This is a genomic window from Streptomyces sp. NPDC031474, from assembly GCF_055581185.1.
Genome location: NZ_JBVIJX010000019.1, coordinates 76,789 through 100,703, shown reverse-complemented (window position 1 = coordinate 100,703; position 23,915 = coordinate 76,789). Strand labels below are relative to the sequence as shown.

General features: G+C 71.6%; 20 protein-coding genes. 6 read left to right on the top strand and 14 right to left on the bottom strand.

Annotated features, from left to right (window positions below):
- The first annotated feature begins 55 nt into the window (after positions 1 to 55).
- The 3 genes from ACZ5SK_RS35390 (at position 56) to ACZ5SK_RS35380 (ending at position 3,633) form a co-directional block, all read left to right on the top strand.
- Complete coding sequence (locus ACZ5SK_RS35390; RefSeq protein ID WP_361709086.1) at positions 56 to 1,078, top strand: carbohydrate-binding protein; 1,023 nt, start codon at positions 56 to 58, stop codon at positions 1,076 to 1,078.
- A gap of 149 nt (positions 1,079 to 1,227) precedes the next feature.
- Complete coding sequence (locus ACZ5SK_RS35385; protein WP_443041383.1) at positions 1,228 to 2,244, top strand: LacI family DNA-binding transcriptional regulator; 1,017 nt, start codon at positions 1,228 to 1,230, stop codon at positions 2,242 to 2,244.
- Positions 2,245 to 2,487: 243 nt separating this feature from the next.
- Positions 2,488 to 3,633: a Fic family protein gene (locus ACZ5SK_RS35380; protein ID WP_468158717.1), complete on the top strand. Its 1,146-nt coding sequence runs from the start codon at positions 2,488 to 2,490 to the stop codon at positions 3,631 to 3,633.
- Between the two features lie 1,564 nt (positions 3,634 to 5,197).
- Here ACZ5SK_RS35380 and ACZ5SK_RS35375 read toward each other — a convergent pair.
- The 9 genes from ACZ5SK_RS35375 to ACZ5SK_RS35335 form a co-directional block, all read right to left on the bottom strand.
- Positions 5,198 to 6,214 carry an aminotransferase class I/II-fold pyridoxal phosphate-dependent enzyme gene (locus ACZ5SK_RS35375; RefSeq protein WP_457495526.1) on the bottom strand — a complete coding sequence of 339 codons (1,017 nt, stop codon included), beginning with the start codon at positions 6,212 to 6,214 and terminating at the stop codon, positions 5,198 to 5,200.
- Positions 6,211 to 7,551 carry a radical SAM family protein gene (locus tag ACZ5SK_RS35370; protein WP_468576952.1) on the bottom strand — a complete coding sequence of 447 codons (1,341 nt, stop codon included), beginning with the start codon at positions 7,549 to 7,551 and terminating at the stop codon, positions 6,211 to 6,213. Before ACZ5SK_RS35370 ends, ACZ5SK_RS35375 begins: the two co-directional genes overlap by 4 nt.
- Positions 7,552 to 7,589: 38 nt before the next feature.
- Positions 7,590 to 8,216 carry a hypothetical protein gene (locus ACZ5SK_RS35365; RefSeq protein WP_468158718.1) on the bottom strand — a complete coding sequence of 209 codons (627 nt, stop codon included), beginning with the start codon at positions 8,214 to 8,216 and terminating at the stop codon, positions 7,590 to 7,592.
- A 119-nt stretch (positions 8,217 to 8,335) separates the two neighbouring features.
- Complete coding sequence (locus tag ACZ5SK_RS35360; RefSeq protein WP_334583040.1) at positions 8,336 to 9,175, bottom strand: SGNH/GDSL hydrolase family protein; 840 nt, start codon at positions 9,173 to 9,175, stop codon at positions 8,336 to 8,338.
- A 52-nt stretch (positions 9,176 to 9,227) separates the two neighbouring features.
- Positions 9,228 to 10,241 carry a hemolysin family protein gene (locus ACZ5SK_RS35355; RefSeq protein WP_079663723.1) on the bottom strand — a complete coding sequence of 338 codons (1,014 nt, stop codon included), beginning with the start codon at positions 10,239 to 10,241 and terminating at the stop codon, positions 9,228 to 9,230.
- Positions 10,238 to 11,581 carry a hemolysin family protein gene (locus ACZ5SK_RS35350; RefSeq protein WP_334583039.1) on the bottom strand — a complete coding sequence of 448 codons (1,344 nt, stop codon included), beginning with the start codon at positions 11,579 to 11,581 and terminating at the stop codon, positions 10,238 to 10,240. Before ACZ5SK_RS35350 ends, ACZ5SK_RS35355 begins: the two co-directional genes overlap by 4 nt.
- Positions 11,582 to 11,751: 170 nt before the next feature.
- The gene (locus ACZ5SK_RS35345; protein ID WP_334583038.1) at positions 11,752 to 12,177 is read right to left on the bottom strand and encodes a GNAT family N-acetyltransferase; all 426 of its coding nucleotides are present in this window, start codon (positions 12,175 to 12,177) and stop codon (positions 11,752 to 11,754) included.
- 352 nt (positions 12,178 to 12,529) lie between these two features.
- On the bottom strand, positions 12,530 to 15,097 hold the full coding sequence (locus tag ACZ5SK_RS35340) for an ABC transporter permease (protein ID WP_468576948.1): 2,568 nt from the start codon (positions 15,095 to 15,097) through the stop codon (positions 12,530 to 12,532).
- Positions 15,098 to 15,101: 4 nt separating this feature from the next.
- Complete coding sequence (locus ACZ5SK_RS35335; RefSeq protein ID WP_334583036.1) at positions 15,102 to 15,938, bottom strand: ABC transporter ATP-binding protein; 837 nt, start codon at positions 15,936 to 15,938, stop codon at positions 15,102 to 15,104.
- 147 nt (positions 15,939 to 16,085) lie between these two features.
- On the opposite strand from ACZ5SK_RS35335, the gene ACZ5SK_RS35330 reads away from it, so the two are divergent.
- Positions 16,086 to 16,373: a toxin-antitoxin system HicB family antitoxin gene (locus ACZ5SK_RS35330; protein WP_468576945.1), complete on the top strand. Its 288-nt coding sequence runs from the start codon at positions 16,086 to 16,088 to the stop codon at positions 16,371 to 16,373.
- A gap of 4 nt (positions 16,374 to 16,377) precedes the next feature.
- Positions 16,378 to 16,752: a fic family toxin-antitoxin system, toxin component gene (locus ACZ5SK_RS35325; protein WP_319670548.1), complete on the top strand. Its 375-nt coding sequence runs from the start codon at positions 16,378 to 16,380 to the stop codon at positions 16,750 to 16,752.
- Positions 16,753 to 16,819: 67 nt separating this feature from the next.
- Here the strand turns inward: ACZ5SK_RS35325 and ACZ5SK_RS35320 are convergent, their stop codons facing one another.
- Positions 16,820 to 17,512, bottom strand: coding sequence for a class I SAM-dependent methyltransferase (locus ACZ5SK_RS35320; protein WP_334583034.1), 693 nt, complete (start codon positions 17,510 to 17,512; stop codon positions 16,820 to 16,822).
- 82 nt (positions 17,513 to 17,594) lie between these two features.
- Positions 17,595 to 18,281, bottom strand: a complete 687-nt coding sequence (locus ACZ5SK_RS35315; RefSeq protein ID WP_334583033.1) for an esterase/lipase family protein — start codon at positions 18,279 to 18,281, stop codon at positions 17,595 to 17,597.
- A 114-nt stretch (positions 18,282 to 18,395) separates the two neighbouring features.
- Here ACZ5SK_RS35315 and ACZ5SK_RS35310 point away from each other — a divergent pair, with 114 nt between their 5' ends.
- Positions 18,396 to 20,627 carry a helix-turn-helix transcriptional regulator gene (locus ACZ5SK_RS35310; RefSeq protein ID WP_334583032.1) on the top strand — a complete coding sequence of 744 codons (2,232 nt, stop codon included), beginning with the start codon at positions 18,396 to 18,398 and terminating at the stop codon, positions 20,625 to 20,627.
- Positions 20,628 to 20,633: 6 nt separating this feature from the next.
- Here ACZ5SK_RS35310 and bioD read toward each other — a convergent pair whose 3' ends face one another.
- The 3 genes from bioD to bioB are packed head-to-tail and all read right to left on the bottom strand — an operon-like array spanning position 20,634 to position 23,840.
- Positions 20,634 to 21,356: a dethiobiotin synthase gene (gene bioD, locus ACZ5SK_RS35305; protein ID WP_361709099.1), complete on the bottom strand. Its 723-nt coding sequence runs from the start codon at positions 21,354 to 21,356 to the stop codon at positions 20,634 to 20,636.
- Between the two features lie 2 nt (positions 21,357 to 21,358).
- A complete protein-coding gene (locus ACZ5SK_RS35300) occupies positions 21,359 to 22,639 on the bottom strand; it encodes an adenosylmethionine--8-amino-7-oxononanoate transaminase (protein ID WP_361709060.1) in 1,281 nt (426 codons plus the stop codon).
- Positions 22,632 to 23,840, bottom strand: coding sequence for a biotin synthase BioB (gene bioB, locus ACZ5SK_RS35295; protein WP_334583030.1), 1,209 nt, complete (start codon positions 23,838 to 23,840; stop codon positions 22,632 to 22,634). The genes ACZ5SK_RS35300 and bioB overlap by 8 nt, the downstream gene beginning before the upstream one ends.
- Between the last annotated feature and the right edge of the window lie 75 nt (positions 23,841 to 23,915).

Sequence of the window (23,915 nt, the reverse complement as noted above, 5' to 3'; positions counted from 1 at the left end):
CCACGTCGTGTCCAGGCCCTGCCATCTCTGTCACCCCCCCAAAGGATCCCCCCACATGAGAACTCCGCGCAGAATCAGAACGAAGTCGTTAGCCGCAGTCGCCACCGCGGCAGCCGCCCTGATCGCCACCAGCAGTCTGAACCCGGCGCTGGCGGCGTCGACGCCATCGAACGCCGACGCCCCGGCCGCGACGACCGCCGGCATCGCCCGGCCGGTCGGTGACGACCCGGCGTCGCGCGGCGCGGTCGCGCCGATCGCCGGTGTGGTTCCGGGCCTGACCGGTCCGGCCGCGCGGAAGGCGGCCGGCGCCGCCGCCAACCGGTTCCGGCAGCTCGCCGACGAGCGCACACGCACGACCGTGCGACCCGCCGCTCACCCCCGGGCCGGACTGGACGCCCAGCTGCACGCCAACTGGGGCATCACCATGCCCAACGGCGCAAGCCAGGGACTTCAGGCCGACCAGAGCGTCATCCCGGGCGCCCAGCCCACCAGCGGAGACGACTACGTCTACGCTCCGACGGCCATGCCTGCAAGTGGCGCCTGCATCGAGATGACCACCGCCTACACACCGGACGGTCCACTGCTGTGGGCGTGGGACTGGTGCGGCGGACGTGACGGGGTCGGCAAGGTGACCCGGATGGACTCCGCCTTCCTGGCCACTTACACCACCACCGTCCACGGTCGGCCCGCCTACCGCCTGGACGAGCACCGGACCTCGGCCAGGACCAACACGTGGACGGCGTACCTGTTCAACTACCGGACGCACACCTGGGACACCTTCTTCACCAGCTCGGGCAGCAACGACATACCGCAGTACCCGTTCGGCTGGGACATGTTCGAGATCTACACCTCGGTGAACCCCTCGACCGGGGTCGGCTACTACTGCCGGGACATGTCCGGTCAGACCTTCGAGAGCAGCAGCATCCAGCTGCTCACCGGCTCGACCTGGACACCGGCCACAGCGGGCAACAGCACGCCGGACAGCGACCCGCCTCCCCCCGGCGGCGATTTTGACTGCCCGTCGCTCACCTTCGCCCTGAACCACCCCAACGACGACTGGACGGCCAGGGTCGGCTGAGGCACCGGCCGTAGGACGGCGAGACACCGGCCAGACGCCGGCGATACGGGAACCCGCCAAGCCAAAGGCGGGTTCCTCTGGTCCCCGGGCCCATCTTCAGGAACCATGGAGCCGGCGGTGGTGTCCTCGACGAGGTGGTTGTCCCAACGATGCGTTCTCAGCGGCGAAGGGTGACCACGATCACCGATGTGGCCACGCTCGCGGGGGTGTCGATCGCGACCGCGTCCAAGGCGCTCAACGGCCGGAGCAAGGTCCGCGCCGAGACTCTGCAGCGTGTTCTCCGGGCGGCCGAGCAACTCTCCTATCAGCCGAACGCGCTCGCCCAGAGCCTGATCTCCGGCCAGACCCGTACCGTCGGGCTGCTCACCAGCGACAGCGTCGGCCGGTTCGGCATCCCGGTGCTGCTCGGCGCGGAGGACGCCTTCGGTACGGGAGAGATGGCCGTCCTGCTCTGCGACGCCCGCGGGGACCCCGTCCGCGAACAGCACTACATACGCACACTGCTGGCCCGCCGGGTCGACGGGATCATCGTGGTGGGCGAGAGCACCGACCCGCGGCCGTCGATCAGCCGCGACCTGGCCGTTCCGGTCGTCTACGCCTACGGGCCCTCCGAGGATCCGCAGGACGTCTCGTTCACACCCGACGATGTCGGAGGCGCCCGCATCGCCGTGCAGCACCTGGTGAGCATCGGCAGGCGGCATATCGCCCACATCGCCGGGCCTACCCACTACCAGGCCGCCCAGGACAGGGCGGTCGGGACCCTCGCGGCCCTTGAGGAGGCAGGAATCATGCTCGCCGGCGGCCAGGTGCACTTCGGCGCATGGTCGCAGCGGTGGGGACGGCAGGCAGCGGAGACCGTGCTCGCCACCGACCCCACGGTCGACGCCGTGTTCTGCGGCAGCGATCAGATCGCCGCCGGCTTCGTCGAGGCGGTCCGTGAGCGGGGCCGCCGGGTTCCGGACGACATCGCGGTCGTCGGGTACGACAACTGGGAGGTGCTGTCCACCGAGAACCGGCCCCCGCTGACCACCATCGACATGAACCTGGAAGTCCTCGGCCGTACGGCTGCCCAGTACCTGTTCGCCGCGATCGACGGCCGAGTCGCCTTGGGGGTGCATCGCATGCCCTGCAGCCTGACGGTCCGTGAATCGACCGTGAGCCGTTGACGTACTCCTTGCGCACCATGCGTCACAACGTCCGGCGAACGAACCGCTGCCGCGCGGCGATCGCAGGGCCGGCGGTCCCGGTCGTGGCTACGGTGAGCGCCGGAGCGCAGGTGAAGTTTCCCTGGGAAACTTCATTGGTGGCGTCCTCCACGAGTACGAACATGCGGCATGACCTGTACGGACGGGGATTCAGCAAGGCAACCCCCGATTGACATGATGATGTAGTCATGGTGTCATCGAGTCATGTTGTACAGCACTCCGGCGCTGGACGCCGACGACCACCGCGTCCTGGCGGAGATCGAGGAGATGCGGCGCAATCTGCGGCATCAGCTGCGTGCGCAGCCACGGTGGTCGGGGCAGTTGCGGCGAAACCTGACGGCGCGGGCGATCGCCGGGTCGAACACGATCGAGGGCTACGCCGCGACCGTGGACGATGTCGAGGCGCTGATGGCCGGCGAGGAGCCGCTGGAGACCGCAGACCGTACCCGGGTGGAGCTGGAGGGCTACCAGCGTGCGATGACCTACATCCAGGCCCTTGCGGATGCCGGGTCGGAGTTCCGGTACGACGCGGGCCTGCTTGGCGGACTGCACTTCATGCTCCAGGGACACCACCTCGACAAGCGCCCAGGCCGCTGGCGGGACGGGCCGGTGTATGTCACCAGCCCCGACGACCCGCTCGTACCCGCCTACACCGCCCCCGATGTCGAACACGTCCCGGGGCTGATGACGGAGCTGATCGACTGGCTCAATGACGGCGACCTGGACGCGCCCGTGCACGTGCGCGCATCGATGGCGCATCTGAACCTGGTCAACGTCCACCCGTGGAAGGACGGAAACGGGCGCATGTCCCGCGCCTTGTCCACGCTGGTGTTCGCCCGGGAGGCCGAGCAGATGCTGCCGCCGGAGTTCTCCAGCATCGAGGAGTGGCTGGGCCGCGGTCAGAACACCTACGCCTACTACCAAGTCCTCCAGCAGGTCGGTGGCCCGAAGTGGAGTCCCGGACGCGACACGCATCCGTGGATCCGGTTCTGCCTCGGCGCCCACCACCGCCAGGCCCAGCAGGCCCAGCGCCGCACCGACTTGATTGCCCGCGCCTGGATCAACCTGGGCGAGGCCACCGCCGCTGACGGCCTGGACGAACGCGTTGTCTACGCCCTGCTTCCCGCCTTCTGGGGCTCAAAGGTCCGCCGCACCGTCTACCAGCAGGACGCCGACCTTTCCGACCAGCAGGCCATCCGCGACATCCGCGATCTGGTCCGCATCGGCTGGCTGGCCCCACACGGCAAGGCCCGCGCCCGTCACTACGGCCCTGGTCCGCGCCTGGACGCCGCCCAACAGGAGGTCCGCCAGTCCTTGGAGCCGTTCGCTGACCCCTACCGGCCCAGCTGACCGTCGGGTTCCGCGACCGGTTCGCCGACGCAGCGGGTACGACCACCGTCCGGGTCCCTCCCACCTCCTTGCCACTCGCTCACCGCCGACAGACGCAGCAGAGCGAACGCATGCGCCACGCACAGGCAGGCCAGTCGCATCAGCACGATCGATCATGCCGCCGCGGCCGTCGGCAATCACGCCAGAGCACCGACCCGAGCGGCCGGCGTCAAGATCCCATATACCCCGCGAAGCGGTGCCGGGACCGAGGACGAGGAATGCAGCCTCCTCCGCGGTCGCCGCCCGAGGGGTGCGGTCGGCTTCGTGCCGTAGAGAGGGGGTGCCGGTGACCTCGGCCCACTGAGCGAAGGCACGGGCCTTGCGCTCGAGCAGTGTGGCGCGGAGCGCCAGGTCAGGTTCCGTGTGCTGCTGGTAGGCGCGGAACGCATCCCCGAGGTCGATGAGTTCTTCGCGCAGCGCATCGGGCTGCGGGTTGTCGGGGACGATTCGCTGCGCGATCTTCCCTCTCTTCCTCGTCTCCTCGGATGTCCCACAGGCGGCGGCGCGGGCCCGGGGCGCCGCAGTGGGCTCGTGGGCCGGGACGGCGGCCTCCGCGGCGGGGAGGTGGCCGGAGAACACCGCGGCCGCAGCATCAGGTGCCGGCGCTCATCGTGCTGCCCCCGGGGACACAGCGGGGCGCGGTGGTGGGGCTGCGGCAAGGACGCGGCAACCGGCAGTGGCGGCTGCGCAGCACGTGCAGGTTTCCGTAATCCGCCGCACTCGCCCGGGCCGGTCCGCATACACGAACAAAACCGCCGGTCCGCCGCACCGTCCCTACTGTCGGATGCCAGCGCAGTCGGTGGTGCGGCAGCCGCACCAGGCCGCCCCGCGCGGCCCACCGTCCGCGCGCAGGTGCGCCAGGTGCATGTTGACGTGCGCGACCGCGGCCTTGCGCCCCTGAGCAGCGCTGGTACAGCGCATGTCGGGACAGCCCGAGCGGGGAACACGTGAGGCGCACCGTGCTGGCGGAGGGGCGGCGGTAGGGGTCCAACCGCACCGTCCGCACACGCCCCGCGACGCGATCCTGCGGCGTGAGGCCTCCACCGCCATGTCGCTTCCGGCGTTACGTGATCCGTTGTCCAGGCATCTCTCATGATCGGGGACACCCACCCGATCACCGACGACCGCCATGCAGCGACGGGCCTCTTGGGGCTCAGGCATTCCCATCGGCCTTCTGGGGGCATTCCTGGAGAATCCAGTCGAGCCGAGACAATCTCGCAGATCAGGGCCGGCCGGCGACATCGGGGGAACAACCGGGGAGGTCCCGGAGGTGAGGGCGACGACGCCCCCGGCAAACAGTGACAGGAATGTGAGACGCGATCCCCCACATGGAGCAAAAAGAGCGCCTCTGACCTGGTCATTTAACTTGATCACTAGAATCAACCTAGGATTCTACTGGCGATTCGTGCAGGCCGGCGCCACCGCCCGGTTCGGCGGAACCTACGACGGCCGTCACGCCGGCCGTCACGCAGGCCGTCCCCGGACGGTGTACCCATGGGGGTTGACTGGTCCGGAACGCGGGGCTTCATCGCGCCACCGCCGGCGTCGGGCCGAAAGCGTCAGCAAGGCTGGTCAGGATGGAGCCGGACCAACTGCTGTCCCCGAACACGCTGACCGGCATGGCGAGCACGCCGCACTCATGCCGGAGCGTCTCCGCCGGGATTCCAACCGGGAAGAAGTAGTTGCCGGGACACGTCCGGCTCGCCGTGGGAATGGCCCCGAGCACCTCGTCCGGCAACCGTTCGAACAACCGCTCAGCCCGTGCGGCCAGTGCGTCGACGACCTGCCGGGGCACGTCGCTGTGCTCGGTCAGCAGGCGGTCGGCGAGCCTCAGCTGCGCCGGCGCCGGCGGAACGGCCCGGAACGCTTCGGCCAATGCGGCTTGCGCCGGATCCAGCAGGACCACGCCGAATGTGCGTGGCCACAGCCATCCCTTGGTGACCGAATGCAGGAGGACCGCGCGACCGGTGTCCAGCAGTCGCCGTGTGCCGGCAGCGAACGGGGCTCCCAGGTCGTAGACGCTGTCGATCAGCAGGCGGCGGCATGGTGATTCCCGCAACCACGACATCACCGCGGCGCACTCGGCATCGGACAGGTACCGGCCGAGCGGCTTGCTGGGGTTGGCGAGCAGCAGGTATTCGGGCCGGTCGTCCGCCGGCGATCTCGGCAGGGCCGGCGCCGGCAGCGTCGGGTAGGACGCGGGCGCCAGGCCCGCAGCGCGGGCCAGCTCGAAGTAGACCGGGTACACGTCGCTGGGCAGCCACAACCGCGCTTGCACGGCGCGCAGCCAGTGGAACACCACGCCGAGCCCGTGACGGACCCCTCGGCAGACCATGGCGCGGCCGGACCACTCTTCCGGCAGCTCGAAGCGCCGCAGCCAGGCACGGGCGAGATCGCACCGGTGCACCGTAGTCATGTCGGGCGCCGGTTCCGGTCGCATCGGAGCAAGCGCCCGGTACACGTTGGTCTCGGCGGCATCGAGAAGGGACGAACCAGCGATGAGTTGCCGGTGCCGGAATTCCTGGAACTCCTCGAACCTCATGCCGTCGCACCTTCCGGCACGATCTCGCTGGCCCGGTCTTCCAGGGAGGCGTAGCAGCGTCCGTCGGCCATGACGTTCCAGCTGCGTGCGATCCCATGGGAGCGTTCCCAGAGCAGGCTGGGTTCGGTGTAAGCGGCGATCCGCATCGGCCGGCCGTCCCAGCTGCCGTGATAGACCGGCGCACCCCAGGGCAGGCGGCTCGCCGGTTCGAAGCCGTGCTGCTCGGCGAAGCGGGTGACGACGGACAGCGACACCTGGTGCTCTCGGCTCCAGCGGTTGGCGGCGCGTTCGAAGTAGAGCGACTCAGTGCTGGTGGAGACGTAGAGTTCCTTGAAGCAGACTTCCTCGACGCCGAGAGCCGCGGCCCACGAAAGGTAGTCGGCGACGCCGGCCGCGTCGGCCACGCCCCCGTGCTGGAGTACGCAGATCAGCCTCATCCGCAGCCCCGGCCAGCGGTCACGTTCCCTACGCCAGGTGTTGATCACAGAGCTCACCGGCGTGCGCAACATCATCAGCCGGTCGCTGACGGCGTCGTCCTGATGGTGCCGGGAGACCGCCAGCACGCTCAGGCCTGCGGCGCTCAGGGCTGCCAGCCGGCCGGCCCGGTCGGCGTGCTGACCCTTCGCCAGGGTGTGCGCGTTGGTGATGAGCACGACCTTCGGGAAGGCCGCCGAGGAGGCGGACACCAGCCGTAGCAGCTGTTCCAAGGGTATGAGCGTGGGCTCTCCGCCGCCGGTGATCACTGCCCGCTCGGCACCCGCCGCTCGGGCGCGCTCCAGCCAGTGGGCGACCGCGTCCCACGGGACCCGGGCCGGCGCTTGGTCGCTGGAGATCGAAGCCGAGGAGAAGCAGAACGAACACCGGGCTTGGCAGGCGGCGGCGACCGGCAGAAGCGAAACCGAGCGCGGTCGCATGTCGGCGTAGCGGCGCTGTGCCGATGGGTGCAGACGCAGGGAAGCCGCCATGGCATCCTCGACGGTTGTCGGGCGCAAAGTGAACTCGTCGCCCACGTGGTCGAGCTCGTGGACGGCTGACAACCGGATGTGAGCCTCACGCAGTTCCATGCCGAGGCCTGTCGACACGTTGGGCACCAACTTGTCCGGTTCCACCGTGGTTTCCAGCACCAGCAGCCGGTCGCCCGGTATGGCCAGACGGTCCAGCAGGCGGCGCGCCTTGCCGATGCCGATTCCCAACTCCGCACGGGTCAGCAGGTGGAACCGGTCGGGAAAGGTACTCTCCGGAATCCCCGCCTTACCGTAAGCGAAGGCGTACTTGTCGAAGCCCTTCGCGAAGTTCGACAGCACGATGACGTGGAAGCGCTGGTCGCCATGATTCATCCCGTCATCATGCATGGCGAAGGAGGAGGAAGACGCGGTTACTGCGGAGACGAAGGAGCGAGTGGTTCGTGCAGGAAGCGGTGCCACTCGAGGAGGGCGCCGTCGCGGAGTCGTAGCTGGTGGAGTACGTACGCGCCGGATTTCTGCACGGCCCAGCCGGGAAGCAGGGTGTGGTTCTTCAAGCGGGGGTCCTCGGCCAGTGGGTGGGGCGTGCGCAGCCCGTGGGCGATCATGGCCTGGAACCCGGCGTCCCAGTGCGCCGGACCGGTAGGCGCCCCGGGCCCCCGGGCGTCGATGATGCCGCGCGCGTGATCAACCACCGCCTCGTTCACCGCCACCTGGAACCGACGGAAGTCATCGGCCGTGGCACTCCCGGACCGCCTGATCCGGATGTCCCGTGAGCGCTGCTCGGCATGCAGGTAGCGGCGCACCCGGTAGCAGCTCATCGTCTTCCCCCCGTCCGCACCAGGGTTCTTCTCGCGCACCCACGCCTCAATGGCCATCACGTCGCGCAGCGGGATGCGTATGGTGCGCCCCCAGGGCAGTGGCCAGAGCCGGCGCGTGATGCTCAGGGTGTGTCCGTCGAAGGTCAGCCGGACGGACAGGGTCGACGCGGTCAGCGGATGGCGGACGGGCGGCTCACTCACCCCGTCGGGATTCGTCATGACCGCAAGTGTGACCGGTGAAGGCCCTTTGGCCGTCCGGTGTCGGGCGTTGCAGGCGGCACCGTCACCGCAGCATCGATCCGATCATGGCCGCCCATGATCCGCCTGGACAGGCCCTGCTAGGGGCCCACCTGTCGCCAGTCCGTCACAGGGCCGGGGTTTGTGTGGTCCACAGGGGTGACCCAGAAGGCTTTGCCGAGTTCGGCGCTGAACTGGGCGCCTGTCCGGCCGTCCCCCGAGGAGCGGCCCGTGAGGCGGCGGCCGATCCATGGGAGCAGGTGCTGCCGGGCGAAGCGGGCGTCCGCGACGCGGCGGGCGGCCCAGCCCGGGGGCGGGGTGGCCGGCATCGGCATGTGCCACTCGGTGTCCTCGGGGTCGTGGCCGAGGGTCTGCCAGACGGCCTCGGCGACCCGGCGGTGCCCCTCCGGCGTCAGGTGCAGCCGGTCGACGTCCCACATGCGCGGGTCGCCGAGCGACGCGGCGCCGTACAGGTCGACGACGAGCGCGCCGTGCCGCTCCGCCAGCTCCTCGACGCATACGAACAGCTCCTCCATGCGCGGCCGGAACCGCTCCAGGACGGGCCCCTGCCGGCCCGGGCTGCGCATCAGGACCAGATGTTTGCAGGCCGGGGCGAGCTGCTCCACGGCCTCCGTGAGCAGGCCCTTGACCCGGCCCATGTCGCACTTGGGGCGCAGGGTGTCGTTGAGGCCGCCGACCAGGGTGATGACGTCGGCGCCCATGGCCGCCGCCACCGGCACCTGCTCGTCGACGATCTGTCCGATGAGCTTGCCGCGCACGGCGAGGTTGGCGTACCGGAAGCCGGGGGTGCGGGCGGCCATCCGCGCGGCGAGGAGGTCCGCCCAGCCCCGGTAGGAGCCGTCGGGCAGCAGGTCCGACATGCCTTCGGTGAAGGAGTCGCCGATCGCGACCAGGCTGGTGTGTGTGGGGTTCGTCTGCATGGCGACACAGATGGTAGCCCGAGTCCCATACCCAGCGGTCGGTCACCTCTCCTCAGGCCTGCTGCCCGAACAGCTCCCGCAGCACGTCCTCCATGGTCACCAGGCCGGCCAGCCGCCCGTCGGAGCCGAGTACGGCCGCCACATGCGTACGGCTGCCGCGCATCGCGGTGAGGACGTCGTCCAGCGGTGTCGCCTCCCGCACCCGTGCGATGGACCGCATGTCCTGCGGCCGGAACGGCACGTCCTGCGGCGAGGCGTCGAGAGCGTCCTTGACATGCAGGTAACCGACGATCCGGCGCCCCTCGTCCACCACCGGGAAACGGGAGAACCCGGACTCGGCCGCCAGACGCTCCAGCCCCTCCGGGGTGATGCCCACGCGCGCGTGGACGACCCGCTCCAGCGGCAGGACGACATCGCGCACCGGGCGCCGGCCCAGCTCCAGGGCGTCGTGCAGCCGCTCCTGGGCGCGGTCGTCGATGAGGCCCGCCTCGCCGGCGTCCCGCACGATCTGAGCCAGCTGGGCGTCCGAGAAGGCCGCGGCGACCTCGTCCTTCGTCTCGATCCGCAGCAGCTTCAGCAGGCCGTTCGCGAAGGCGTTGATCGCGAAGATCACCGGGCGCAGCGTCCGCGCCAGGGTGACCAGCGGCGGGCCCAGCAGCAGTGCGCTGCGTACCGGCTCGGCGAGCGCGATGTTCTTCGGCACCATCTCGCCGAGCAGCATGTGCAGATAGGTGGCGAGGGCGAGCGCGATCACGAAGGACACCGCGTGTCCGGCGCTCTCGGGCACGCCCACCGCGTGGAACACCGGCTCCAGCAGGTGCGCGATGGCCGGTTCGGCGACCACACCGAGGATCAGCGTGCACAGCGTGATGCCGAGCTGCGCCGCCGCCATCAGCGCGGACACGTGCTGCAGCCCCCACAGCACGCTCTTGGCACGCCGGTCGCCCTGATCGGCGTAGGGCTCGATCTGGGAGCGGCGGACGGAGATCAGCGCGAACTCGGCGCCGACGAAGAACGCGTTGACGACGAGGGTCGCCAGGGCGATCAGCAGCTGGACGGCGGTCACTTCCCGGCCTCCTGTTCAAGACTTCCGGACGACGCGGCGGGCGGCGCGTGCAGCAGCACGCGCGCGGCGCGGCGACCGGAGGCGTCCACGACGTCCATCCGCCAGCCGGCGACCTCGACGGTGTCGCCCACGGCCGGTATCCGGCCCAGCTCGGCGGCGACGAGACCGGCGAGCGTCTCGTACGGACCCTCCGGGGCGTGCAGGCCCACGCGTGCGAGCTGGTCGGTGCGGGCGGCGCCGTCGGCCGAGTACAGGGCGCGTCCGTCGTCGTCCGTGCCCGCGGGCGCCAGATCGGGCGTCTCGTGCGGGTCGTGCTCGTCACGGACCTCGCCGACGACCTCCTCGACGATGTCCTCCAGCGTCGCCACGCCCGCCGTGCCGCCGTACTCGTCGATGACGACGGCCATCGTCCGCTTGCCGGACAGCCGGTCCAGCAGCCGGTCCACGGTCAGCGACTCGGGTACGAGCAGGGGCTCGCGCATGATCTCCGAGACGGGCACGCGCACCCGGCGCTCCGCCGGGATCGCCAGCGCGTCCTTGATGTGCGCGGTGCCGACCACCGCGTCGAGGCCGCCGCGGTACACGGGGAACCGGGACAGGCCCGTCGCCCGGGTCGCGTTCGCGACGTCCTCGCAGGTCGCCGTCGCGTCCAGGGCGATGACCTGGACACGCGGCGTCATCACGTTCTCCGCGGTCAGGTCGGCCAGGTTCAGCGTGCGCACGAACAGCTCCGCGGTGTCCGCCTCCAGGGCGCCCTCCCTGGCGGAGTGCCGGGCCAGGGCCGCGAGTTCCTGCGGGCCGCGCGCGGCGGCGAGTTCCTCGGTGGGCTCCAGTCCGAAGCGGCGCACGACGTGGTTCGCGGTGTTGTTGAGGTGACTGATGAACGGGCGGAAGGCGGCGCTGAACCAGCGCTGCGCGTTGCCCACGGTCTTGGCGACCGCCAGCGGGGAGGAGATCGCCCAGTTCTTCGGCACGAGTTCGCCGACGACCATCAGGAACACCGTCGACAGGGCCGTGCCCAGCACCAGGGCGACCGAACTCGACGTGGTGGCCGACAGGCCGAGCGACTGAAGCGGCCCGGCGATCAGCTTGGCGATCGACGGCTCGGACAGCATGCCGACCACCAGGTTGGTGACGGTGATGCCGAGCTGGGCGCCGGAGAGCTGGAAGGTGAGGTTCCGTACGGCCTTGAGGGCCCCGGCGGCACCGCGCTCGCCGCGCTCCACCGCCCGCTCCAGTTCGCTGCGCTCGACCGTGGTCAGCGAGAACTCGGCGGCGACGAAGGCGCCGCACGCGAACGACAGCAGGATCGCCACCAGGAGCAGCAGCACTTCGGTCATCGGGTCACCTCCGTCCCAGGATCGGACAGGGCGGGAAGGAACGCGCGATGTCGCGTGCGGGTACTGGGAGGCTCGCCCATGGGCGGACGCTCACACCTTTCACAAGTCGTCAGGGGGCCGTACGGACCCGTACGGTCCACCAATGGTAAAGGATCAGCAAAGGGATCTGGTCAGTCGGTGAGCGGCTTCACCCAGCGCCGCCATTTCTCCTCCGGCGCATACCCCGCCGCGCGCCAGGCATGATGCGCTGTCTCGTTGCGGGTGAGCACCATCGCGTCCCCGCGCCGCCCGCCCAGCCGTACGAACCGCTCCTCGGCGGCGGCCAGCAGCGCCGAGCCGATGCCCCTGCGGCGCCACTGCGGGTGCACCGCCAGCCGGTACAGATGGCACCGCCACCCGTCGAACCCGGCGATCACCGTCCCCACCAGCTCACCGTCCTGCTCCGCGAGGATCAACGCCTCCGGGTCCCGGGCGACCAGCCGCTCCACCCCGCTCGGGTCGTCGCTGATGCTCGTGCCCTCGGCGGCGGCCTTCCAGAAGGCGAGGACGGTGTCCAGTTCGTCGGGCGTCGCGGCCCGTATCCGCAGATCAGACATGCGGCGATCCCATCACGGGCGGCGCACCGCGGCGCGGAATTCCAGAATCCGGACGGTCGCCGGCCCGCATCCCGGCGTCGACCGGAGCGAACGCCTCCCTTTACGGCCGCCCCTGAGGAGTCCGCCGCAGCGGCTCCAACTCCTCGACCGTGCACCGCAGATGAGCGACCCGCTCGCCCGGAGAGCCCCACGGCGGCCCGCCGCCTCGTGTCGGTGGCCCCGGCGGCCTGTGGCACGCCACTCGTCGGCGGGCCCGGGGCAGCTCAGGCCGGCGCCGAAACGGAACGGACGCGGCATGAACTCTCCTCAGCCGCAAGAGACGTGAGTCTGCGCCGGGATTCCACCCCGTCCGTCACTCGTGAGCGATCGCCGCCAGCACGTTCATCCGGGAGGCACGCAACGCCGGCAGCAGCGCCGCCACGACGCCGACGACCGCCGAGCCCACGACGACCGCGACGATCGTGCCCCACGGGATCGCGAGGGCCTTCAGGCCCTGCAACTCCAGCACCTGCTGTATGCACACGCCCCACACCAGGCCGAGCGCCAGCCCCAGCACCGCGCCGAACACCGCGATCACCACCGACTCCAGCCGGATCATCCGGCGCAACTGCCGCCGGGCCAGCCCGATGGCGCGCAGCAGCCCGATCTCCCGGGTGCGCTCCACCACCGACAGCGCCAGCGTGTTGACCACGCCGAGCACCGCGATGACGATCGCGAGCCCGAGCAGTGCGTACACCAGGTACAGCAGGACGGCGATCTGGTCGTGCACCAGCTTCTTGTAGTCCGCCTGGTCACGGGCCTGCACCTGCGGATACGCGTCGAGCGTCCTGTCCAGTCGGGGGCGCAGCCGGTCGGCCGTCGTGCCGGATTTCGCGTTCACGTACAGCGCGGAGTCCTGCCCGCCCGGCACATACTTCTCGACGGTCGCGATCCCGAAGAACAGGCCGCCCTGCGTCCCGAACCCCTCGGCGGAGTCCTGGTCGGTGAGCGCGCCGACCTTCAGCGACGTCGTCCGGTCGCCGGGGAACTCCACCGGCAGCACGGTGCCGAGCCGCACCCCGTGGTCCTTGGCGAAGTCGACGTCCATGCCGATGGCGCCGGCGGCCAGCGCGGCCGCCGAGTCCCCCTGCACGTAGGTGACATGCGCGACGTCGTCGATCCGATCGTCGTAGCCGGTGGCGGTCGTCTTGATCCGCTTGCCGTCGGGCAGCCGTACGGCGATCGGCGCGAACCGCTGCCGTACGACGAGGCCGACGCCCTCGGTGCCGCGCACGGCGCCCGTGACCTCTTTGGAGAACGGGGTGAACTTGGCGTTCTGGATGACGAAGTCGGCGCCCAGCGTCCGGTCGATCTGCTGGTCGAAGGACTTGGACATGGAGGCGCTCGCCACCGACATCCCGCCCACCAGGGCGAGGCCCACCATCAGCGCGGCGGCCGTGGCGCCCGTACGGCGTGGATTGCGCAGCGCGTTGCGCTGGCTCATCCGGCCGACGGAGCCGAACAGCGCCGGGAAGGCGCCGCCGAGGACACGGATCACCGGACGCACCAGGAGCGGGCCCGCGACGACGGTGGCGATGAGCGTGAGGACCACGCCCAGGCCCAGCAGGGAGGCCGCCGACGCCGTCTTCGAGGAGGACACGCAGCCCACGAGCGCGGCCACGCCCAGCGCCCCGACGACCGCGCCGACCGCCGCGCGCACCTTCAGCGGCCGGCCCACCCCGGCGATGTCCGCGTCCGCCAGCGCCGCCATCGGCGACACGGTCCCGGCGCGCCGGGCCGGCAGGTAGGCCGCCACGAAGGTGACACCGACGCCGACCACGTACGCCGCCACCGGGGTCGCCCAGCCGACGACCATCTCCGTGGTCTTCAGGTTCATGCCGAACGCGCTCATCAGCTTGATCAGCCCGGCCGCGAGGCCGATGCCGGCGGCGAGACCGAGCGTCGAGCCGACGACGCCGAGCAGCACCGCCTCGGTGAGCACCGAGCGCCGCACCTGACGCCGGTCGGCGCCCAGGGCGCGCAGCAGGCCCAGCTCACGGGTGCGCTGGGCGATCAGCATCGAGAACGTGTTGACGATCAGGAACACGCCGACCAGGACGGCGATCCCGGCGAAGCCGAGCATCACGTACTTGATGACGTCGAGGAACCCGCCCAGGGCCTGCGCCGACGACTTGGCCTGCTCGTCGGCGGTCTTCACGTCGTAGGGCCCGGCGCCGACCGCTGCGGCGACGCGCTGCTTGAGCACCGTGTCGTTCACGCCGTCGGCGGCGTCGACGGAGATGCTCGTGGCCCTGTCCGCCGAGCCCAGGAGCTTCGTGGCAGCCGTCCCGGGGTCGAGAAAGACCAGGGCCGCGCCCGGGTTGGTGGTGGTGAAGGTGGCGATGCCGACGATCTTCACTTTGAACGAGCCCGGCTGGGCCATCACGGTGAGCGTGTCGCCGATCCTCACATGCTTCTTGTCGGCGGTGTCGGCGTCCAGCATGGCCTCGCCGGCGCCGTGCGGGGCGTGGCCGTCGGTCAGCTTCACGGGGCTGCGGTCGGTGAGGTACCAGTCGGTGGCGATGGTCGGCGCGCCCGTGGTGGGTCCGACGGACTTGTTCGCGTTGTCGACGACCGTGATGTTCTCCACGCTCACGTCCGGGTGGGCCGACGCGACCCCGTTCACGCGGGCCAGCTGCCCGGCGAGGGAGGCGGGCATGGTCTGGACCGCGCCGGTCGGCACGGAGGAGCTCAGGTCGTCCTTGGGCTTGACCGTCACATCCGCCGCCGTCGAGGCGAAGAGCCGGTCGAAGGTGCGCGTCACGGTGTCGGAGAAGATCAGGCTGCCCGCGACGAACGCCACCGACAGGACGACGGCGAGCGCCGACAGCAGCAGCCGGCCCTTGTGCGCGAGAAAGCTTCGCAGTGTCGCCTTGAGCACCGGGTCAGTCCTTCTCGGGGGCGCCGTCGACCAGCGCGCGGCTGACGTCGACACCGGGGGTCAGAGGGTTTCCCGTGGAGAAAAGGCGCATTCGCTCCAGTACCGCCTCCGCCGTGGGCTGTTCCATCTCGTCCACGATGCGCCCGTCCGCGAGGAAGAGCACCAGGTCGGAGTGGGCGGCGGCGCCCGGGTCATGGGTGACCATGACGACGCTCTGGCCGAGATCGTCCACGGCCTGGCGCAGAAAGGCGAGCACCTCCAGGCCCGCCCGCGAGTCCAGATTGCCGGTCGGCTCGTCGGCGAAGATCAGCTCGGGCCGGGAGGCGAGCGCCCGGGCGCATGCCACGCGCTGCTGCTGGCCCCCGGACAGCTGCGACGGCCGGTGTTTCAGCCGGTCCCGCAGGCCCAGCGTGTCGATCACCTGGTCCAGCCACTTCTGGTCCGGTTTCTGACCGGCGATGTCCATGGGCAGAGTGATGTTCTCGGCCGCGTTGAGCGTCGGGATCAGGTTGAACGACTGGAACATGAACCCGATCCGGTCCCGCCGCAGCCGGGTCAGCTCCCGTTCCTTCAGCCCCGTGATCTCTGTGTCGCCGAGCCACACCTGACCGGCCGAGACGGTGTCGAGGCCGGCCAGACAGTGCATCAGGGTGGACTTCCCCGAGCCGGACGGTCCCATGACGGCGGTGAAACGGCCGCGCGCGATGTCCACGTCCACCGAGTCCAGGGCGAGCACCGTGGTCTCGCCCGAGCCGTACGCCTTGGTCAGGCCGCGGGCGCGGGCCGCGATCCGGTCGGCCAGGGCCAGGCCGGGGGCGTGCTCCGCAGCAGGTGTGGACAAGGCTTCCTCCTCGCTCGCGTGGACGGGCCGACTACGCGTCGGCACTCCTCCTGGCCGAGCGTAGTGTGACCCGGCGCACACCGCGCATTCCTTTTTGATTCCCGGCCGCCCTTGCGGCTGCTAGCATCCCGGCGCTAGCGTCGAGGTATGGCGAAGACCCAGCTGAACGTACGCGTCGACGAGGGCACGGCCCGGGCCGCCCGCGAGCGCGCCACGGCGCGCGGCATGAGCGTCAACCGCTACATAGAAGAGCTGGTCAGACAGGACGCCGGGGAAATCGGTCATACGTTCGTCGAGGCGGCCAGTGACTTCATGAAGCAGTACGAGGCCGTCTTCGTGGAGGAGTTCGGCGCGGAGCGCGAGGGCGGCAGCCGCGGCACGGGTACGCACGAGGTCGGTACCCGCGAGGCCGGTACGCGCGAAGGTCGCCGCTGATCCCTTGAGCGACCTTCGCATCGACCTCGCCTGGCTCCTCATGCTCGCCGAACAGAACACCCCGGGGGACCCCCAGGTCACCGACTGGGGGGCACTGGTCGCGGCCGTGGCACGCCACCAGGCCGAGATATTCGACGTCCCCGTCTATGACGACCCGCAGGCCCGCGCCGCCGCCCTGCTCCAACTCCTCATCCATGTCCCCGCGTTGGAGCGCTCCAACGCCCTGTTCGCCTGCGCCGTCGCATACGCCTATCTCGTCGCCAGCGGCCTGAAGGTCGCCACCTCGCCCGAACAGGTCCGCGACCTGGCCCGGCTGGTGAAGGACGGGCAGACGTCGGTGTCCGACATCGCGCAGGAACTGCGCCAGTGGAGCCTGTGAGGCCTGTGAGGCCTGTGAGGCCTGTGCGGGCGGTGAGGTCTGTGGGGCCTGTGCGGGCGGTGAGGCCTCAGCCGGGTGCGTCGGGCCGCCGGGCGGTACCGGTCACGCAGTAGGAGAACGGCAGCCGCGGGCCCTTCTCCGGCAGCAACAGCCGTCCGTACGGGCCGAGTTCGAACCCGGCCTCGCGCAGCGCGCCGACCGCGTCACGGGTGAGCCGGCAGCCGCCGGCCAGGTGCGGCCACACCGTACGGTCCAGCGCGCGCTGGGTGAACCGCATCACCCGGCCGCCGCCCGGCCCGTGTTCGAGGAACCGCACCTCGCTGCCGGGCCGCAGCACCCGCCGCAGCTCGGCCAGGGCGCGTGGCACGTCCCGCACACTGCACAGCACCAGCGAGAGCACCGCCGCGTCGAAGGCCTCGCTCTTGACCGGCAGGGCCTCGGCGATGCCCGGCACGACGTCGACCGGGACCTCGGCGCGCAGAGCGGCCTCCAGCGCCGCCTGCCGCATCCCGCGCTCGGGTTCGATCGCGACGACCTCCGAGACGGCGCCGGGATAGTGCGCGAAGTTGAGCCCGTTGCCCGCGCCGATCTCGATGACCCGGCCGGAGAGTCCGGCGAGCAGCCGGTCGCGCACACCGGCGAGACCGGCCCGGGTCTCCGCGGCCGCGCCCAGCCTGGCGTAGCAGCGGGCGAACAGCGGATGGTGGACGGGATCACCGAGCACCTTGCCGGAGCCGGAGCCGGTGGAGCACAGTCGCATGGCGACCTCCCGGGCAGGATGGGCCTACCTGGATTCTCCCCCGCGCGGGCCCGTCGCACCCCCGCTGTTCCGTCGCGTGCGGCTACTGGATGAAGTCGCGCACCCGTTCGTACACGCCGTGGTCGTTGTTCATCTCGTCGTGCGAGATGCACCCGACGCCGACATTGGTGGCCCCGCTCAGCAGCGCCGAGGAGTCCGGGTCGACGGCGGCGTCGCAGTTCGACCAGTAGGCCGCGTAGTTCACGCTGCCCGGGGTCTCGTCACCGGAGTTGAGCGCGGTGACGAAAGAGCTGCCGGTGACCATCTCGGCGCAGGAGGTGTACAGCCAGCTGCACCACGCGGCGACCGACGTGCCGTGGTTGGTGCCGGCGACGGAGACGAAGTCGTCCACGTACGCCGTCCCGCCGAGGTTCTTGAGGTAGTAGCGGGAGCTGAGCGCGCCCATGGAGTGGACGACGACGTCGACCTTGCTCGCGCCGGTTCTCGCCAGCACGTTCTTGATCTCGGTGGCCAGCTGCGAGGCGGTGGTGGCGTTCGACTGGGACCAGCTGTAGGTCCACGCGTCGAGCTCGGAGGCCGCGTAGCCGTCGGCCTTGAAGTCGGCGACCCAGTCGTCCCAGCTGCTCGACGAGCTGCTGATGCCGTGCACGAAGACGATCGGGTTGTGGGTCGCCGCGTGGGCTGTGGGGGCGGAGAAGGACAGTGACAGCAGGAGCGAAGAGACCACGGCCGAGAGAGCCGCGGCGATGCGACGCTTGGGGCGCTGCATGATGCCTCCTGAAACGGGTGGGGTTGCCAGGAGTGTCCGGCGGGTCTACGCGCGCCGCATCGGTGAAATCGCCGGTCTTTACGGTTCAAGTAACCCGCCAGTAACGTCAGTTGTGTGGTGACACCGGTGAACCCCCCACCTCTTGACCGCACTTCGCCACCGACGCCCCCGGACGCGGGTCCGCGCCCGGCCTCGGCGCTGCCGGACGGCGTCCGCGTGCGCGTGCTCCGGCTCGTATACGGCGATCCGCGCGCCGCCGCCGAACTCGCGGCGCGTCTGACCGAACGGCAGCGGGCCGGCCTCGACCCACTGCCGACCGAACCCGCCGAGCTCGCTCCGGCCCTGCTGCGGGGCTACCGCCGGGAGATCCGCGCCCTGCCCGAGGACACCCGGCTGCTGCTACTGCTGGCCGCCGCGGACCAGTACCCGGTCGCCACCCACGCCTTCCTGCGGGCCGTGGCCGCCGCCCGCCTCGACACCCGCCCCCTGGAGGCGGCCGAGACGGCCGGTCTCGCCCACGCCACGGCCGGCGGCGTCGGCTTCCGCGACGCCTGGACCCGGATCGCCGCGTACGAGACGGCCGTTCCGGCCGACCGGCGCGACGTCCACCGACTGCTCGCCCGCGTCCTGCACGGGCCGGCGGAGACGCCCCGGCGGTCCTGGCACCGGGGCGCGGGCGCGCTCGGCCCGAGCGCGCGGCTCGCCGCGGAACTGACGGCGGCGGCCGCCCAGGCACGCGCCGCCGCAGACCCGGCCCTCTCGGGCGCCCTCGCCGAACGCGCCGCCGCGCTCTGCGCGGACCCCCGCGAACAGTCCCGCCTCCTCGCCGACGCGGCGACCGACGCCTGGCACTCGGGCGACGGCGACCGCTCCCGCACCCTCGCCGCCCGCACGCACTCGGACGCCCTCACCGGCATCCTCGCCCTGCGCACGGGCAACGCGACGGAGGCCTTCGACGCCCTGCTGGCAGGCGCGGCCCGCACGCGGCGCGCCGGCGGCGCCGTCCCCCCGGCGCCCCGCGCCCCCGCTGCCCCCGCCCCGGCCTCCCACCTCCTCGCCCGCGCCGCCGAAGCCGCCGTCTACACCGGTGACCTGCGTCGATGTCGTGAAGTGGGGGCGGTCGCCAGGGAGCTGGGAGTGGACCCGCCGGGTGTGTCGGGCGGGCTCGCCGCGGCCGTCGACGGGCGGTACGACGATGCGCGCGTTCTGCTGGAGGCGACCGCCGGACGGTGCGGGCCCGGCGGTGACCCCACCCTTCTCGTCCACGCCGGCATCGCCGCGCTCATGCTCGGCGACCACACCCGCGCCGCCACCGCCACCGTCCGCGCGGCCGCCGCCGCCCGCGCCCGGGGCCTCACCACGGGCGTGTCCCAGGCCATGGAGTTCCGCGCCTACGCCGAGTTCTGGACCGGCCGCCCGCGGGCCGCCGAGACCGCCGCGCTGGACGCCCTGCGGCAGGCGTACGCCACCGGACAGGACAACGGCGCCTGCCATCTCCAGGCCGCCCTGGCGATGTTCGCCGCGCTCACCGGCGACGGCGACCTGTGCCGGGAGCGGGCCGCGGCCGCCCGCTCGTACGCCCTCGCCCACGGGCTGGGCCTGCCCGCCGCCCTCGCACAGTGGGCCCTCGCCTTCCTCGACCTCGGCTCCGGCCGCTACGACGCCGCCGCGACCCGGCTGCGCGCGCTGGCCGCCTCCGGCCCGGGTCACGGCCACCGGGCCATCCGCCACCTCGCCACCCCGCACTATGTCGAGGCCGCCGCCCGCACCGGCGACACCCGCGTCGCCCGTGCCGCGCACGCCGACTACGACCGCTGGGCCCGCGCCGTCGGCAGCCCCGACGACCTCGCCCTCAGCGCCCGCTGCCGGGCCCTGCTCACTCCGGGCGCCGACGCCCTCGACCACTACCGCACGGCCCTCGACCTGCACGCCCAAGGCGTCCGCGCCGTCGAACGCGCCCGCACGGAGCTGCTGTTCGGCAGTGCCCTGCGCCGACTGCGCCGGCGCACCGAGGCCCGCGACCGGCTGCACAGCGCCCTGGCGGCGTTCGACTCATTCGGCGCCCCGCACTGCGCGGAGGCCGCCCGTGCCGAACTCCGCGCACTCGGCGCGCCCGCCGCCACCCCGGCCCGTGGCGGCCGACGCCCGACGACCGACCTGACCGCGCAGCAACTCCTGGTCGCCCGCATGGCCGCCGACGGCGCCACGAACCGCGAGATCGCCGCCCGCCTCGCCCTCAGCCCCCGCACCATCGACCACCATCTGCGCGGCGTCTTCACCCGCCTCGGCATCCGCTCCCGCATCGAACTCGTACGACTGCTCGCGGACGGCGACGACAGGCCCTGAGCGGCCCTAAGCGCCCGAACCGGTCCTCGTCCGGAACGTCTCCGCCTCCCACGTCCCGTCCAGGCGCGATGCCAGCCAACCGGGCGCCGCCGTACGGAAGTCGGCGGGTGCGAGCGCACCCGATCCGGCCGGGAGCGCGCCCAGCAGGGGCGCCCCGGCCACCTCCGGCAGGTCCGCCACGTTGCAACGGGACGCCAGGTCGGGGGAGTCGGGCCAGCTGCCGATCACGACGCCGAGCAACTCCACGCCCCGCCACCGCAGTTCACGGGCCGTCAGTTCCGTGGTGTTCAGCGTGCCGAGCCCGGCCGACGCCACCACCAGCACCGGCGCCCGCAGCGCCTGCGCCGCGTCGGCCAGCGTCCCGCCCGCCTCGTCGAACCGTACGAGCAGACCGCCCGCGCCCTCGACGAGCACCAGGTCGTGGTCCGTCGCCAGCTTCTGGGCCGCTTCCACCACCTCGTACGGCCGCACCGGCGCGAGGCCCGCCCGGCGTGCCGCCGTCGCCGGGGCCAACGGCTCCGGATAGCGGGCGAGTTCGGCCGTCGTGAGCGCCCCCGCGAGCCGTGCGACCTCGTGGGCGTCCCCGGGCTGGTCCGGCCCGACGCCGGTCTGCGCGGCCTTCAGCACGGCCACCGAGCGCCCCGCCGCCAGCGCCGACGCGGCGAGGGCGGCCGTCGTGACGGTCTTGCCGACCTCCGTGCCCGTCCCCGTGATCACCAGGATCGGCATGTTCATCCCTCCCGCGCCGCGGCGCACACCGCGCGCGCGATCCGAGCCACGTCCACGTCACCGGTGACGTAGGGCGGCATCGTGTAGACCAGATCGCGGAACGGGCGCAGCCAGACGCCCTCCCGCACGGCCGCCGCCGTGGCCGCCTTCATGTCCACCGCGTGGTCGAGCTGGACGACTCCGATGGCGCCGAGGACACGGACGTCCTGGACGCCCGGGATGTCGAGGGCGGGGGCCAGCCCGTCCCGCAGCCCGGTCTCGATCCGCTTGACCTCCGCGAGCCAGTCCTGTCCGAGCAGCAGTTCGATGGAGGCGCAGGCGACGGCGGCGGCGAGCGGATTGCCCATGAACGTCGGCCCGTGCGCCAGCACCGGCACCTCGCCCCGCGAAATCCCGTCGGCCACCCGGGACGTGCACAAGGTCGCCGCCATCGTCATATAGCCGCCGGTCAGCGCCTTGCCGACGCACATCACGTCCGGCGTCACCGCCGCGTGCCCCGCCGCGAACAGCGCGCCGGTGCGCCCGAACCCCGTCGCGATCTCGTCGAACACCAGCAGCACGTCGTGCGCGTCGCACGCCTCGCGCAGCACCCGCAGATACGCGGGGGAGTGGAACCGCATCCCGCCCGCGCCCTGCACCACCGGCTCCACGATCACCGCGGCCAGTTCGTCGGCGTGCCGCTCGATCGCCGCACGCAACTGCTCCGCGTACGACTCCTCGTACTCGACCGGCGGCGGGTCCACGAACACCTGCCGGGGCAGGACCCCGGTCCACAGCTCGTGCATCCCGCCCTCGGGGTCGCACACGGACATCGGCTGCCAGGTGTCGCCGTGGTAGCCCCCGCGCCAGGTCAGCAGCCGCTGCTTGCCCGGGCGGCCCAGCGAACGCCAGTACTGCAGGCACATCTTCACCGCGACCTCGACCGACACCGAACCGGAGTCGGCGAGGAAGACATGCTCCAGGCCGTCGGGCGACATGTCGACAAGGAGCTTCGTGAGCCGTACGGCGGGCTCGTGGGTCAGCCCGCCGAACATCACATGGCTCATCCGCCCGAGCTGTTCGCGCGCGGCCTCGTTCAGCACGGGGTGGTTGTAGCCGTGGATCGCCGACCACCAGGACGACATGCCGTCGACCAGCTCACCCGAGCCGTCCGCCAGGCGCAGCCGCACCCCGCTCGCCGACGCGACGACGAGCGGGTCCACCCGGCCGGGCATCGGACCGTAGGGATGCCACACATGCCGCCGGTCGAGCTCCAGCAGTTCGGAGACGGGCAGCTCAGGCATTGGGCGCGAGGTCGGTACCGGCGCCGCGGCGGCGCACGGCGACCAGGTCCGTACGCGGCTCGCTCACCGCGGGAGCCTCAGCCACGGCGGCGGCAGCGCCACCGCACACGCCCCCGCCCTCGTGGGATCCGCAGCCCGCGCTCTCGTGCGCACCGCAGCCGCCGCCCTCGTGGGACCCGCAGCCCCCGCCCGCCGTCACCCGGTGCTCGGGCAGCGTGACCTCGCCCGCGCCCTCCACCTCGAACCCGGCGTCCGCGATCATCTCCAGGTCGGCCTTGCCGGCCTGGCCCTCGGTCGTGAGGTAGTCGCCGAGGAAGATCGAGTTGGCCAGGTGCAGGGCCAGCGGCTGCAGGGTGCGCAGATGGACCTCGCGGCCGCCCGCGATGCGCACCTCGACGTCCGGGCAGACGAACCGGACCATCGCCAGGATCCGCAGACACCGCTGCGGGGTGAGGTTCCACTCCTTGGCCAGCGGGGTGCCCTCGACCGGGATGAGGAAGTTGACCGGCACCGAGTCGGGGTCCAGCGCGCGCAGCGAGAACACCACGTCGACGAGGTCCTCGTCGCTCTCGCCCATGCCGGCGATCAGACCCGAGCAGGCCGACAGGCCGGCCGCGTGCGCCTTGTTGACCGTGTCCACTCGATCGGCGTACGTGTGCGTGGTCGTGATGTCCCCGTACGTCGACTCGGAGGTGTTCAGGTTGTGGTTGTAGGCGTCCGCGCCCGCCTCGCGCAGCCGCTCGGCCTGACCGTCGGAGAGCAGGCCCAGACAGGCGCACACCTCGACGCCCTCGTTCTCTTCCTTGATCGCCTTGATGGTGCCGGCCACCCGGTCGACGTCCCGGTCCGTCGGGCCCCGCCCGGACGCCACCAGACAGACCCGCTTGGCCCCGCCCGCGAGCCCCGCCGCGGCGGCCCGGGAGGCCTCGTCGGGCTTGAGCCAGGTGTACTTCAGGATCCCGGCCGTGGAGCCGAGCCGCTGCGAGCAGTACGAGCAGTCCTCGGGGCACAGGCCCGACTTGAGGTTGACGAGATAGTTGAGCTTCACCCGTCGCCCGAACCAGTGCCGGCGCACCCTCCCGGCCGCGGCCACCACGTCCAGCACGTCGTCGTCGGAAGTGGCGAGGACGGCCAGAGCTTCCTCGCGGGTCGGCAGCTCGCGCCGAAGCCCCTTGTCCACCAGCGTGTTCAGCAGGTCCATGAGAGCCGATCCTGTCCTACGCACCCACTTCGGGCCAAGGTAGGGATCGCACAACACACCCGCTTCGACGTGTGG

What these genes read in the sequence shown, in the direction of transcription:
- ACZ5SK_RS35390 (WP_361709086.1), top strand. Translation starts at nt 56, where the DNA reads ATGAGAACTCCGCGCAGAATCAGAACGAAGTCGTTAGCCGCAGTCGCC.
- ACZ5SK_RS35385 (WP_443041383.1), top strand. Translation starts at nt 1,228, where the DNA reads ATGCGTTCTCAGCGGCGAAGGGTGACCACGATCACCGATGTGGCCACG.
- ACZ5SK_RS35380 (WP_468158717.1), top strand. Translation starts at nt 2,488, where the DNA reads ATGTTGTACAGCACTCCGGCGCTGGACGCCGACGACCACCGCGTCCTG.
- ACZ5SK_RS35375 (WP_457495526.1), bottom strand. Translation starts at nt 6,214, where the DNA reads ATGAGGTTCGAGGAGTTCCAGGAATTCCGGCACCGGCAACTCATCGCT.
- ACZ5SK_RS35370 (WP_468576952.1), bottom strand. Translation starts at nt 7,551, where the DNA reads ATGAATCATGGCGACCAGCGCTTCCACGTCATCGTGCTGTCGAACTTC.
- ACZ5SK_RS35365 (WP_468158718.1), bottom strand. Translation starts at nt 8,216, where the DNA reads ATGACGAATCCCGACGGGGTGAGTGAGCCGCCCGTCCGCCATCCGCTG.
- ACZ5SK_RS35360 (WP_334583040.1), bottom strand. Translation starts at nt 9,175, where the DNA reads ATGCAGACGAACCCCACACACACCAGCCTGGTCGCGATCGGCGACTCC.
- ACZ5SK_RS35350 (WP_334583039.1), bottom strand. Translation starts at nt 11,581, where the DNA reads ATGACCGAAGTGCTGCTGCTCCTGGTGGCGATCCTGCTGTCGTTCGCG.
- ACZ5SK_RS35345 (WP_334583038.1), bottom strand. Translation starts at nt 12,177, where the DNA reads ATGTCTGATCTGCGGATACGGGCCGCGACGCCCGACGAACTGGACACC.
- ACZ5SK_RS35330 (WP_468576945.1), top strand. Translation starts at nt 16,086, where the DNA reads ATGGCGAAGACCCAGCTGAACGTACGCGTCGACGAGGGCACGGCCCGG.
- ACZ5SK_RS35320 (WP_334583034.1), bottom strand. Translation starts at nt 17,512, where the DNA reads ATGCGACTGTGCTCCACCGGCTCCGGCTCCGGCAAGGTGCTCGGTGAT.
- ACZ5SK_RS35315 (WP_334583033.1), bottom strand. Translation starts at nt 18,281, where the DNA reads ATGCAGCGCCCCAAGCGTCGCATCGCCGCGGCTCTCTCGGCCGTGGTC.
- bioD (WP_361709099.1), bottom strand. Translation starts at nt 21,356, where the DNA reads ATGCCGATCCTGGTGATCACGGGGACGGGCACGGAGGTCGGCAAGACC.
- ACZ5SK_RS35300 (WP_361709060.1), bottom strand. Translation starts at nt 22,639, where the DNA reads ATGCCTGAGCTGCCCGTCTCCGAACTGCTGGAGCTCGACCGGCGGCAT.
- bioB (WP_334583030.1), bottom strand. Translation starts at nt 23,840, where the DNA reads ATGGACCTGCTGAACACGCTGGTGGACAAGGGGCTTCGGCGCGAGCTG.